Source organism: Rahnella sp. RcJ3 (assembly GCF_009498575.1).
In the GTDB taxonomy this organism is placed as follows: Bacteria; Pseudomonadota; Gammaproteobacteria; order Enterobacterales; family Enterobacteriaceae; genus Rahnella; species Rahnella aceris.
In genome coordinates, this window is sequence record NZ_QSNX01000008.1 from 121,041 (window position 1) to 133,881 (window position 12,841).

Consider the following 12,841-nt stretch of genomic DNA (forward strand, 5'->3'; position numbering starts at 1 on the left):
CCACGAGGCACAGCATGATTAACGGTTATATTCCCGCAGCGCGTTTTCTCCCTTTTCTGAGCTGGACGGCCATTGCCGCCCTGCCCGACAAAGCCAACACCGTGATCGTCTTACCGACCGGTGCGATTGAGCAGCACGGGCCGCATCTGCCGTGTTCGGTTGACAGCGTAATCTCCTCCGGCGTGGCGGGTCATGCGCTGGCGCGGCTGCCGGAAGCTATTCCTGCTTACGCTATTCCGCCCATCACCTACGGCAAATCTGACGAACATTTAAATTTCCCCGGCACGCTGACCTTAACCGGCGACACGCTGTTGCAGACGGTTTTAGAAATTGCCGAATCCCTGTATCGCGCCGGATTCCGCAAGCTGCTGATGATTAACGGTCACGGCGGACAGCCGCAGGTGCTGCAAATGGCCTCGCGGGAAATGCGCCTGCGTCACGGCGACATGATCATGATCCCTCACGACGTGTTCCGCGTGCCCAACGTGGAAAATCAGTTCCTGAGCGCGCAGGAGCAGAAAATGGCGATGCATGCCGGTCACAGCGAAACCGCTGTAATGCTGGCGCTGGCACCGGAATGTGTCCACATCGAACATGCCGTCGCCAATTATCCGCCGGAATTCCCGTGCCCGACGCTGTCATCGGGCCGCCCTGCCGCTGCCTGGGCTTCCTATGATTTTGGCCCGAGCGGCGTCATTGGCGACCCGACCGGCGCAACCGCTGAACAGGGCCACGCGATCCTCGATTCGCTGGCGGCAAGCTGGGCGCAGGCGATCACCGAAATCCATCACATGCAATGGAAAGCCCGCAGCGAGCCAACCTGGGGAAAACACCACTGGAACGGCTTTGTGCAAACCAGCTTCACTCCTCCTTCGTCTTCTCTGGCCTCTGAATAAAGGAATTCTCAAGATGAAAACACAGCGTCCCTTCACTTACAGCCTGCTGGCCGTGCTGCTGGCCGGGGTTTCCACCACCAGCATGGCGGAAGAGAAATTTACCTTCCTGACCAACTGGTACGCGCAGGCGGAGCACGGCGGTTTTTACCAGGCGCAGGCCAAAGGGTTGTACAAAACCGCCGGTCTGGATGTCAGCATCAAAATGGGCGGCCCGCAGGTCAATGTGATGCAACTGATGGCCGCCGGACAGGCTGACTGTACGCTCGGCGACAACGGTCAGGCGCTGGAAACCTGGCAGGCAGGCGTGCATGCGGTGACAGTCGCGACGGTATTCCAGCATTCGCCGACGGTGTTTATCAGCCACGACAAAGTGGAGAAAGGTCAGGAACTGAAAGACAAAACCTTCCTGCTGGCCACCGAGGCATATACCTCTTTCTGGCCGTGGGCGAAAAGTGAACTGGGGCTGGGGAGTGCCAAAATCCGCCCGTACACCTTCAGCGTGCAGCCGTTCCTGGCAGACAATAATCTGGTGCAACAGGGTTATGTCACCTCCGAACCTTTCTCGATCGAAAAAGGCGGCAAACCGTTCTACGTCTACATGCTCAGTGACTGGGGTTATCCGCCGTATGGCAACTCGATTATCTGCATGGCGGATACTGTTAAAAAACGCCCGGCAGCGGTGGCCGCTTTCGTGAAGGCCTCGATGCAGGGCTGGAAAGAGTATTTGCAGGATCCGGCCGCGGGCAACCAGCTTATCACTCAGGCCAACCCGCGTATGGGGGCAGACCAGATTGCCTTCGGCATCGCACAGATGAAGAAGTATGAGCTGGTGACCGGCGGCGACGCACAAACCGGCGGTATCGGCATCATCACTGAACCGCGTCTGAAAAAAACCTGGGACATGCTGGTGAAAAACAAGCTGATCGACGCGGATAAAGTGCCGTTTGAGCAGACTTATTCCCTCGACATGATCAAAGACGCGAAGGTTATGCCATGAATTCAGCCCCTAAATTGACCGTGATGAGCGATGTCCGCTCAGCCAATCCGCCGCCCGTGCCTGCTATCGAAGTGCTGTCGGCGGAGAAAATTTACAGCAACGGCACCCGCGCCCTTTTGCCGGTCAATCTGACCATCAATCAGGGTGAATTCGTCACCCTGCTCGGCCCGTCGGGCTGTGGCAAAAGTACGCTGTTAAAAATGGTCGCCGGGCTGACGGAACCCAGCGACGGCAAACTGGTGCTGTGGCGGCGCGACAGCCGTGAAAAAGCGCAGGTGCCGCTGTCATTCGTGTTTCAGGAAGCCACGCTGATGCCGTGGAGCAACGTACAGAACAACGTGCGTTTGCCGCTGGATCTGGCGGGCGTGCCGCGAGCCGAAGCCAATACCCGCGTCAGTGAAGCACTGGAACTGGTAGGACTGGGGAAATTTGCCAAAGTCCTGCCGCGCGAACTGTCAGGCGGCATGCAGATGCGCGTCTCCATTGCCCGCGGGCTGGTGACGCGTCCGAAACTGCTGCTGATGGATGAACCTTTTGGTGCGCTGGATGAAATCACCCGCAACAAGCTCGACAGCGATCTGCTGCGCCTGTGGCGGGAACAGGGGCTGACGGTGGTGTTCGTCACGCATTCGATTCACGAAGCGGTATTTCTGTCGCAGCGGGTGATCATGATGGCCGCCCGTCCGGGGCGGGTAGTGGAAGATATCGCCATTAACGAACCCTTCCCGCGCAACGACGATTTCCGCGTCAGTCCGGCATTTTCACGCTATGCGAAGCAGTTGCAGGACAGCCTGCTGCAAGCCAGCCAATCGGGTATGGAGTAACGCTATGCAAACTCAAAAATCCTCTCCGTGGATCAATAACCAAACCTTTCGCAAGGTGCTGTATCCGGCTGTGGTCGCGATTGTGGTGGTCTTACTGTGGCAGGGCTGGGTGAGTTATTTCAAAATCCCCCAGTTTCTGGTGCCTTCGCCGGTAGTGATGCTGGAAAGCCTGTGGACCAACTTCGGTACGCTGACCATGTCACTGCTGTTTACGCTGAAAATCACTTTGATCTCGTTTTTACTCTCTATCGTCATCGGTTCGGTCGTGGCTTTCGTGCTGGTGCAGAACCGCTTTGTTGAAACCGCGTTGTTCCCGTACATCGTGTTTTTACAAGTGACGCCGATTGTCGCTATCGCGCCGCTGATCATCATCTGGGTCAAAGACACCACGTTGTCGCTGGTGGTGTGTTCGACGCTGATGGCGGTGTTCCCAATCATTTCTAACACCACGCAGGGGTTGCGCAGTGTCTCGCCCGGCCTGCTGAGTTATTTCCAGCTCAGCCGCGCCAGCCGTCTGCAAATCCTGATCCGCTTACGCATCCCTTCTGCGCTGCCGTATTTTTTCGGCGCGCTGCGCATTTCCAGTGGCCTGTCGCTGATTGGTGCCGTGGTGGCTGAATTCGTGGCGGGCACCGGCGGCAATAACACCGGTCTGGCCTACCAGATATTGCAGGCGGGCTATCAGCTCGACATCCCGCTGATGTTTGCCGCCCTGCTGTTAATTTCACTCACCGGTATCGCGCTGTTTGGTGTGATGTCGTGGATTTCGAGGCGCGCCCTGAGCGCCTGGCATGAAAGCGAAGCCGTGCAATCTCATTAACCTCATTCATTTTTGGCAGGAAGAATATGGACAGCGAACAACGTCAACAGGTGCTCGCCCTGATTCAGCAGGCGCTGCCTGATCTCGACTGGACTTTACAGACGCCGAAGGTTAAACGCCTTTCCCGTGATTTTCACTGGTTCAGCCCGGTGCTGAAACGGCAACTGGAAGACAAACAGGCCGATGCTGTGGTCAGGCCGCGCAGCGAAGAAGAGCTGATTTTGCTGGTGAAAGCCTGCGTTCAGCACCAGTTACCGCTGATTTTGCGCGGCGGCGCGACCGGCAACTACGGCCAACTGGTGCCGCTGGAAGGCGGAATTCTGGTGGACATGACCGGGTTTAATCAGGTTTGCGAACTGGCTAACGGTGTGGTGCGGGCACAGGCGGGGATCCGGCTGGCGGAGATTGAAACCCTGACCCGTCCGGCAGGCTGGGAACTGCGCTGCATGCCCTCCACTTACCGGCTCGCCAGCCTGGGTGGCCTTTACGGCGGCGGCTTTGGCGGTATCGGATCCATTAACTACGGCCCGCTCGGCGCACCGGGCAATGTGCTCAGCGTAAAAGTCATGACCATGGAAGCCGAACCGCGCATTCTGCATGTGCCCGCCCCGCAGGCATTGCTGCTGCATCACGCGTATGGCAGCAACGGCATTGTGCTTGAGGTTGAACTGGCGCTGGCACCGGTTCATCAGTGGATTGAACGGCTGGACGTGTTCGACGACTTCACCGACGCACTGGATTATGCCAACGCCTTTGCCCGTTCACCGGGGCTGGTCAAACGCCAGCTCGCGCTGTTTGCCGCGCCGATCCCGTCTTATTTCAGTCATCTGAACGGGCATTATCAGGCCAGCCAGCATGCGGTGATCAGCGTGATTGCGCAGGAAAGCGAAGGTTTCTGCGCCCATCTGCTGGAAAAGTACCACGGGCACAGCGCAGTGCGTCAGTCTGCCGACGCGGCGCGTGAGGCTAATGCGTCGCTGATGGAATATTGCTGGAACCACACCACGCTGCACGCGCTGAAAATTGACAGCACCCTGACCTATTTACAGACGGCGTTTAATTATACGAATTATCGCCAGCAGATCATCGATATGGCGGCTTTGTTCGGCGACGAGGTGATTTCGCATATTGAGTTCCTGCGTGACAATGACGGCAATATCACCGCCAGCGGTTTACAACTTGTGCGTTATTCCACCGAAGAAAGACTGAACGAAATAATGAAAATCTTCCGTGATAATGACGTGAAAATAAATAACCCGCATGTTTATCGCATTGAAGAGGGTAAACAGGGAGAAATTAAACCTGACGTCGTTTCGGTTAAAAAGTGTCTTGATCCCGACGGGTTACTTAACCCCGGCAAGCTCAGGGGCTGGGAGGTACGCGACACCCTGGAATTAGATAACAATCCTCTTTTATTGCGTGACTGAAAAAAAAGCCCGCTTAATAAAATTTAAGCGGGCTTTTGGCTTTCAAACGATCAGTTCAGATCAAAGCTCGAATCTGTCCAGATTCATCACTTTAGTCCAGGCGGCGACAAAGTCTTTCACGAACTTCTCTTTGGCGTCACTGCTGGCGTAAACCTCCGCGTTGGCACGTAATATGGCATTCGAGCCAAACACCAGATCGGCACGCGTGGCGGCGAATCTGACTTCTCCGCTGACGCGATCACGACCTTCAAAACGCTCACCGGAGCCATCAACAGGTTTCCATTCGGTACGCATATCCAGCAGGTTGACGAAGAAATCCGTGTTCAGCTCACCGGTTTTTTCCGAGAACACGCCCAGATTACTGCCGTCGTAGTTAGCCCCCAGCGCACGTAATCCGCCGACCAGCACCGTTAATTCCGGCACGGTCAGGGTCAGTTGCTGAGCCTTGTCGATCAGAAGATTTTCAGTCGATGTATTGGCCGTTTCGCCACGGTAGTTACGGAAACCATCCGCTTTAGGCTTAAGCAGTTCGAACGACTCAATATCCGTCTGATCCTGACGCGCATCCACCCGACCCGGCGTGAAAGGCACTTCGATGTCGATATGAGCCGCTTTCGCCGCCTTTTCAATACCAACCGAACCGGCTAAAACGATCACATCCGCCAGAGACACCTTCTGGAATGACTGCTGGATAGCTTCCAGAGCAGGCAGCGCGCGGGCTGCAATGGCATTCACTTCCCAGTCTCTTTGCGGACGCAGCGCCAGACGCGCACCGTTCGCACCGCCGCGTTTGTCACCGCCACGGAAGGTCGACGCTGACGCCCACGCCACCGAGACCAGTTCACTGACGCTCAGGCCGGAAGCGGCAATTTTCTCTTTAAGCTGCGCGATATCGCCAGCCGTCGGGTGATACACCGGCACCGGCAACGGATCCTGCCAGATTAAGTCTTCCTTTGGCACTTCCGGTCCGATGTAACGGGCTTTCGGCCCCATATCGCGGTGGGTCAGTTTGTACCATGCACGGGCAAAAGCTTCGTTGAAGGCCTGCGGATCACCGTGGAAACGACGGGAAATTTTCTCGAATTCCGGATCAAAACGCAGCGTCAGATCGGTCACCAGCATGGTCGGTTTGCGTTTTTTTGAGGTATCGAACGGATCAGGAATAATGTCCGGCGCATCAGCGGCTTCGAACTGAATCGCCCCTGCCGGGCTGCGGGTCTGCACCCACTCGTATTTGAACAGGTTCTCGAAGAAGTAATTGCTCCACTGCGTCGGGGTTTGCGACCAGATAACTTCCAGGCCGGAGGTGATGGCATCCGCACCGACACCGGTTCCGTGACTGCTTTTCCAGCCCAGACCTTGTGATTCAATCGGTGCGGTTTCCGGGTCAACACCCACATTATCGGCCGGACCTGCGCCGTGTGTTTTACCGAGTGTGTGACCACCGGCAATCAACGCGACAATCTCTTCATCATTCATGCCCATATTACCGAACGTGGCACGAATGGCCGGCGCAGCCGACGCCGGATCACCACTGTGATTCGGCCCTTCCGGGTTGACGTAAATCAGCCCCATTTCCGTTGCGCCCAGCGGCGATTTGGCCAGCTCTTCAGGATGGCGGTGTTCCAGCCAGGTGGTTTCATCACCCCAGTTAATGTCCAGATCCGGTTCCCAGACGTCTTCACGCCCGGCACCAAAACCAAAGGTGCGGAAACCGGAGTTTTCCAGCGCGACGTTACCCGCCAGAATATACAGATCGGCCCAGGAAATTTTCTGACCGTATTTTTGTTTCACCGGCCACAACAGACGGCGCGCTTTATCCAGACTGACGTTGTCCGGCCAGGAGTTTAACGGGGCGAAGCGCTGCTGGCCGCGACCGGAACCGCCGCGTCCGTCGACGGAGCGATACGTCCCGGCGCTGTGCCATGCCAGACGAATGAACAGACCGATGTAGCTGCCCCAGTCCGCCGGCCACCAGGGCTGCGACGCAGTGAGCACCCCTTTGAGGTCGGCTTTCAGTGCGGAGTAATCTAATTTGGCAAATTCTTTACGATAATCAAAGGATTCGCCCAACGGGTTTGAGCGATTTGAGTGCTGATTCAGCAGGTCAACCCTGAGCTGGTTAGGCCACCAGTCACGGTTAGTTGTCCCGCCGCCAGAGGCTTTATTTGAGTTTCCTTCATGGAAAGGACATTTACCGGCACCGGCTTCTCTGTCTGCTTCAACAATTGGCTTTGCGTCGTTTGCTTCTTCATCAATAGAACTGCTCATGCTCACACTCCTGTTATGTAGTCTCATTGCTACTCTATACGCGGATTGAAACCAGTCACATCTGAATCACCCTATGTATTTGATAGATTTTGCCTTAGGGCTTATACGCGATTTTTGCGGGTTTTATCACCAAAATGCCACCCGCTCTGATTATAGAATAGCCCCTGACTGACAGAGGTTTCTCTGTCAGCGTCTCAAAATGCAAAAAGCCCGCCTGAGTTTCCTCATGCAGGCTTTGGGTTTCTGAAACTTTCTTCAGCGATTATTCACGCCAGCCCATTTCAGGGGCGACATATTTGAGGATTGACTCAATCACATGCACGTTGTAATCGACGCCGAGCTGATTCGGAACGGTCAGCAATAAGGTGTCGGCTTCGGCGATCGCTTCATCCTGCTTCAGCAATTTGATCAATCTGTCCGGTGTCGCCGCATAGCTGCGGCCGAAAATCGCCCGGGTTTTCTCATCGAGGAAGCCGACTTTGTCGCCATCATCGCCGCTGCCGCCAAAATACGCGCGGTCGCGGTCATCCATCAGGGCAAAAATACTGCGGCTGACGGACACACGCGGTGTACGCTCATGCCCCGCCTCAGCCCAGGCCTGACGGTAAGCGCGAATTTGCTGCGCCTGCTGAATATGGAACGCCTCGCCGGTTTCATCATCTTTCAGCGTGGAGCTTTGCAGGTTCATGCCCAGTTTCGCCGCCCAGACGGCGGTAGCATTCGAGCCCGCGCCCCACCAGATACGTTCACGCAGCCCGGCAGAATAGGGTTCAGGGCGTAACAAACCCGGCGGATTCGCAAACATCGGTTGCGGATTAGGTTTCGCAAAACCTTCGCCGCGCAGGACATCAAGCAGTTTCTCTGTATGACGGCGCGCCATATCGGCTTCCGTTTCGCCTTCTTCCGGCTGATAACCAAAATAGCGCCAGCCGTCGATGACCTGCTCAGGCGAACCACGGCTGATACCGAGCTGTAAACGCCCCCCGGAAATCAGATCCGCAGCGCTGGCGCTTTCCGCCATATACAACGGATTTTCATAGCGCATATCGATAACGCCGGTACCGATCTCAATCTTGCGGGTTTTCGCGCCGATGGCTGCCAGCAACGGGAAAGGCGACGCAAGCTGGCGCGCAAAATGATGCACCCGGAAATAAGCACCATCGGCCCCCAGTTCTTCGGCTGCGACGGCCAGATCGATAGATTGCAATAAAGCATCAGCCGCCGAGCGCGTGCCCGACTGGGGGGATGGCGTCCAGTGCCCGAATGATAAAAATCCAATCTTTTTCATAGCGTCTTCATCCTCATAATCCGTAAACCGGTGCCCTGTCTCTGTCATGCGGAACAGGGCTTAGTGATGGGTTTACTTTACGCGACTCAGGATGAGAATAAATATCATTTGTTTAACATACTGATTCAGTTTATTTGATTAACAACAGGGGATTTTGCGGGTTCTGGCAGCAGATGCCTCGCCACGGCGCATTGAAGGTCATCGTCCGCGGGCCGTATCAGGCTTATTTTCTTTCACTAAAATAGAGCGCAGGCGTGCAGCCGACAGACTTCTTAAACATGGTGATGAAAGCATTGACTGACTCATAGCCTAATTCATTCGCCACATTTTGTACGGACTGGCCGCTGGCAAGCCCCCGTAGCGCAATAATTAAATGAAGTTGCTGACGCCAGCGTCCGAATGAAAGCCCTGTTTCGCGCACCATAAGTCGTGCAAGGGAACGTTCACTTAATGCCAGGCGTTTTGCCCACTCACGCAATGTACTGCGGTCTTGCGGATGGCTGACCAGCGCATCGGCCATCTCTCGTATTTTGGGATTTTCTGAGACCGGCAAATTAAAATTCTGCTGCGGCATATTCACCAGTTCATCAAGCGTGACCCGTGCCAGCCGTGCCGCATGGCTGTCCGGCGGGTAATGCGCATCTTCCCCGACCAGACGACTAATCAGTTCGCGAATAAGGGGAGAAACAGCAAATGTGCAGCATTGTTCTGGTAGTGCGGCGGCTCCCGGCTCAACAAATAAATAGCTGAGATGCGCATTCCAGGTGGCTCTCGCACTATGGGGAGTTCCTCCGGGGATCCATACGCCGCAGTGAGGCGGCACAATCCATATGTCATTCTCAGCCCGACAGGTTACCGCACCATAAAGGGCAAGAATGAACTGTCCCTTTCGATGGGTGTGAACGGGGACTTCCGCTTCGTACTCGGTGAAATCAATGTGGCGCGCCACAGCCGCACAGCCGGTGGAGTCGGGATCAAAAAGTGAAATAACGTCGCGGGAAAGCGTCATATTGGCCGGATTCAGGTATTTTCTGGCAGTATAGAGTATTTCCACCCCTGAGTAATCTGGCAATAATTGCCGGTATACGCAAATGACTCTTTTGCCACCACCGCTTGCCAGGGGCCATTACTCTCATGTTCAACTCTTTACGCAGGGCATTCCCCTCCTCCTTGCTTCTTAACGATGCGAATGCGTTGTTATATTCAGCCAAGACGTTTACCGCTGCCATGCTGGCCTATTACATCGCTTTGTCTGTCGGTCTGGACAGGCCTTCCTGGTCAATTATTACTGTCTATATCGTTTCGCAGACGTCCGTCGGTGCCTCACTGAGCCGAAGCGTTTATCGCCTGACGGGCACGATCACAGGCGCGGCGATGACGGTGGTGATTGTGCCCAATTTTGTCAACACACCGATAATTTGCAGTCTGGTACTGACCGGCTGGATAACACTTTGCCTTTATTTTTCGCAGCTTGACCGTACCCCCCGCGCCTATGCTTTTGTTCTGGCGGGCTACACGGCAAGTCTTATTGGTTTTCCTGCGGTGTTCGAACCCGGCGCGATTTTTGACATCGCCATCACCCGGGTACAGGAGATCATGATCGGGATCCTGTGTGCCAGCTTTATCCACCGCTATGTCATACCCAAACGCATTACGGGTCTTTTCAACAGCAAGCTCGCGGTAACACAGCGTGATGCCCGCCAGATGGTGATTGACACGTTAAAAAGAGAAGCCGGCGAGAAAGAAAAGCAGCTTCAGCTTGCGCTGACGTTACAGTCCCTTGACGGGTTTGCTCATCATCTGCCCTATGACTTCGCGATATCAAAATCATCACGTAAAGCACGTCAGTTAATACATGACAGATTGTCGCGGCTTTTGGTTGTGAGTAACCAGTTACATGATTATCTGCACGAATTAAACCTCTTACCGGACAGCATTGCGACGCTGGTCAGTGAGGTCACAGACTGGCTCGCCTGTGAGGATTCAACCGCGCGTAAGGCCGGTGCTGAAAGGCTGCGGCGACGTTGTGTGGCGTTGCAACAACGGTCATCCGCTGACGAATTAAATTTTAAAGAAGCGCTGCGCGTTAATTTTGTCAAACGGCTGGAAGAGACAATCATGCTTTTGCAGCAATGCGAACAGCTTTCTCATGTCCTCCTTTTGGCCAAACCTGAGCATATGATTGATGGAGCCGAAGAGGCAAAAGGTTACGTTTATCACCGGGATCATTTTACGGCTGCGCGTGCAGCGCTGGGGGCGTTTGCCATCATCTTCAGTGGCTGTCTGCTGTGGATTTACTCCGCGTGGCCCGATGGCGCCACAGCGGTATCGATTCTCGGCGTCTGCTGCACATTATTTGGCAGTTTCGACACGCCGGTTCCTCATATCGTTAAATATATTGCAGGCTCCGTCTATGGCGTGATTATCAGCCTGATTTATAGCTTCATCCTTCTCCCCCAGGTAACCGAATTTAGTGTGCTGGTTGCGGTACTTGCGCCTGCTTATTTGCTGGCCGGATCTCTGCAGGCCAGACCGCCCACCACGTTCATGGCTATGGGCATCACGCTGACACTGCCCATCTTGTCTGAATTAGGCGCGCGCTACAGTGGTGACTTTGCCACTGCCATCAACACGGCGGTCGCGTTATTTGCCGCAACCGGCTATGCCGTGGTCAGTATGGGTTTATTACAGACCGTACAGGCGGATTCTGCTATCCGTCGTCTGCTGCACCGATGTCGCCGTGACATCAGATATCGCGCAAAGGGTCTCTCATCCATGAATGATGTGGCCTGGGTGAATCTGATGATAGATCGAACTGCCCTGATCCTGCCCCGGCTCCCGCGCAGTAACCAGACGGCGGACTCAGTGCTAAATAGCCTGCTGCATTATTTAAATATTGGACTTGCAGTGACTTATTTAAAACGCTCACTGAATAAGCTGGAGGGAGAAACCGCATTACAGGTAAATACACTTCTCAACCTGCTGGCCCGCGGTGCGCAGCCCGGTGAATTACAGAAACGTATTAGCCTGATACTCGCCATTAACCCGCCGGTTTCACATCAACAACCGCACGCTCTTATTGAGCATATTATTGATCTGCACTGTGCGTTAAAAAACTGTGCATTAAAAGAGAGGGATAAGGAACAGTCACATGATTACTGACATTAATATCGGTGGCGTCTTTTTGCCTGGCTTATTAGTCATGGCTTTGATGGCATTTTCCGGCACGATTTTAATCACGCCCTTTTTATCTTTTAGCAGATTCTATCGGCGTTTACCCTGCCGGCCGCTCATTGATTTCACGACTTTTATTATTATCTTTGCCTTGTTAATGCAGGGGCTGGACGCGTCAGGATTATCAGTATGAAACCATTTTTTTCGCTGTTAGGCCGCTATATATTTACACTAAGCGCCGTCATGGTGGCAGCCATTATTGCCTTCATGCTGTGGAAACATTATGCACAGACGCCCTGGACGCGTGACGGTCGGGTACGGGCAGATGTGGTGCAAATCACGCCAGATGTTTCCGGGCCGGTAAACCGCGTTGCCGTGATGGATAACCAATGGGTTAATCGCGGAGATATTCTTTATTCAATCGATCCGCAATGGTTGAAACTGGCGGTACTCAGCGCTCAGGCTGAGGTTGACGCGAAGCGAAATGAAATGCAAATGCGTCAGGATGCTGCCAGACGTCGCAGTCAGATTAGCGGGGTAATCTCTAAAGAAGATATACAAAATACCAGCAGTGCGGCGGGCGTTGCGGCGGCGGAATATCAGGGGGCACTGGCCGCGCTGGAACTGGCAAAGCTCAATCTTTCCCGCGCGATAATTCATTCTCCGGCAGACGGCTATGTCACGCATCTGAGACTGCGTCCCGGCGATTATGCCAACGCGGGGGAGACAAAAGTTGCCATTATTGATGCCAGCAGTTTCTGGGTAGTGGGTTATTTTGAGGAAACGAAAATGCAGCGTATTCATGTCGGTAGCACGGCAAAAATCGTGCTGATGGGATATGCACCAGCGCTGACAGGCCACGTAGAAAGCATTGGTCGCGGGATAGATGATAGCAATGACGCACCCGGTAGCCAGGGCCTGCCGGATGTAGAGTCCACGTTTAGCTGGGTGCGACTCGCTCAGCGTATTCCGGTACGCATCCATATTGATCATCTGCCCAACGGGGTCGAATTAGTGGCGGGCATGACTGCCAGCATCGCCATTAACGCGTCAAAGAGCGCGGACACTAAAGCAGGGTATGCGGATTTTTTGTCATCTGACCGGTGAATGGCTGAATAACCCATCCGTCAGAAAACCCGCCGCA

11 protein-coding genes are annotated in these 12,841 nt (G+C 54.5%); 8 read left to right on the top strand and 3 right to left on the bottom strand.

The genetic code is table 11. The annotated features are described in order from the left end of the window. Nucleotides 1–14 precede the first annotated feature (14 nt). The 5 genes from DXU84_RS12440 to DXU84_RS12460 all read left to right on the top strand — a co-directional run bounded on the left by DXU84_RS12440 (nucleotide 15) and on the right by DXU84_RS12460 (nucleotide 4,964). Nucleotides 15–896, top strand: coding sequence for a creatininase family protein (locus DXU84_RS12440; RefSeq protein ID WP_112151848.1), 882 nt, complete (start codon nucleotides 15–17; stop codon nucleotides 894–896). An 82-nt stretch (nucleotides 897–978) separates the two neighbouring features. Next, entirely contained in the window at nucleotides 979–1,893 is a 915-nt protein-coding gene (locus DXU84_RS12445) for an ABC transporter substrate-binding protein (RefSeq protein WP_370461772.1), read from the top strand. Continuing rightward, on the top strand, nucleotides 1,890–2,717 hold the full coding sequence (locus tag DXU84_RS12450) for an ABC transporter ATP-binding protein (protein WP_013575205.1): 828 nt from the start codon (nucleotides 1,890–1,892) through the stop codon (nucleotides 2,715–2,717). Before DXU84_RS12445 ends, DXU84_RS12450 begins: the two co-directional genes overlap by 4 nt. A 4-nt stretch (nucleotides 2,718–2,721) precedes the next feature. Then, complete coding sequence (locus tag DXU84_RS12455; RefSeq protein WP_013575204.1) at nucleotides 2,722–3,537, top strand: ABC transporter permease; 816 nt, start codon at nucleotides 2,722–2,724, stop codon at nucleotides 3,535–3,537. Between the two features lie 26 nt (nucleotides 3,538–3,563). Further along, the gene (locus DXU84_RS12460) at nucleotides 3,564–4,964 is read left to right on the top strand and encodes an FAD-binding oxidoreductase (protein ID WP_153375882.1); all 1,401 of its coding nucleotides are present in this window, start codon (nucleotides 3,564–3,566) and stop codon (nucleotides 4,962–4,964) included. Nucleotides 4,965–5,024: 60 nt separating this feature from the next. On the opposite strand, the gene katG is transcribed toward DXU84_RS12460, so the two are convergent. The 3 genes from katG to DXU84_RS12475 all read right to left on the bottom strand — a co-directional run bounded on the left by katG (nucleotide 5,025) and on the right by DXU84_RS12475 (nucleotide 9,532). Further along, a complete protein-coding gene (gene katG / locus DXU84_RS12465; protein ID WP_153375885.1) occupies nucleotides 5,025–7,235 on the bottom strand; it encodes a catalase/peroxidase HPI in 2,211 nt (736 codons plus the stop codon). A 262-nt stretch (nucleotides 7,236–7,497) separates the two neighbouring features. Further along, nucleotides 7,498–8,523, bottom strand: a complete 1,026-nt coding sequence (locus tag DXU84_RS12470) for an LLM class flavin-dependent oxidoreductase (RefSeq protein ID WP_013575201.1) — start codon at nucleotides 8,521–8,523, stop codon at nucleotides 7,498–7,500. Between the two features lie 223 nt (nucleotides 8,524–8,746). Further along, nucleotides 8,747–9,532 carry a helix-turn-helix domain-containing protein gene (locus DXU84_RS12475; protein WP_013575200.1) on the bottom strand — a complete coding sequence of 262 codons (786 nt, stop codon included), beginning with the start codon at nucleotides 9,530–9,532 and terminating at the stop codon, nucleotides 8,747–8,749. Between the two features lie 125 nt (nucleotides 9,533–9,657). Here DXU84_RS12475 and DXU84_RS12480 point away from each other — a divergent pair, with 125 nt between their 5' ends. From DXU84_RS12480 to DXU84_RS12490, 3 genes are read left to right on the top strand one after another with little or no spacing between them, the layout of a single operon-like run. Next, nucleotides 9,658–11,685 (top strand): FUSC family protein, encoded by a 2,028-nt coding sequence (locus DXU84_RS12480; protein ID WP_153375887.1) that lies wholly within the window; start codon nucleotides 9,658–9,660, stop codon nucleotides 11,683–11,685. Continuing rightward, complete coding sequence (locus tag DXU84_RS12485; protein ID WP_013575198.1) at nucleotides 11,675–11,890, top strand: DUF1656 domain-containing protein; 216 nt, start codon at nucleotides 11,675–11,677, stop codon at nucleotides 11,888–11,890. Before DXU84_RS12480 ends, DXU84_RS12485 begins: the two co-directional genes overlap by 11 nt. Beyond that, nucleotides 11,887–12,804: an HlyD family secretion protein gene (locus DXU84_RS12490; protein WP_112198307.1), complete on the top strand. Its 918-nt coding sequence runs from the start codon at nucleotides 11,887–11,889 to the stop codon at nucleotides 12,802–12,804. Before DXU84_RS12485 ends, DXU84_RS12490 begins: the two co-directional genes overlap by 4 nt. Nucleotides 12,805–12,841: the final 37 nt, after the last annotated feature.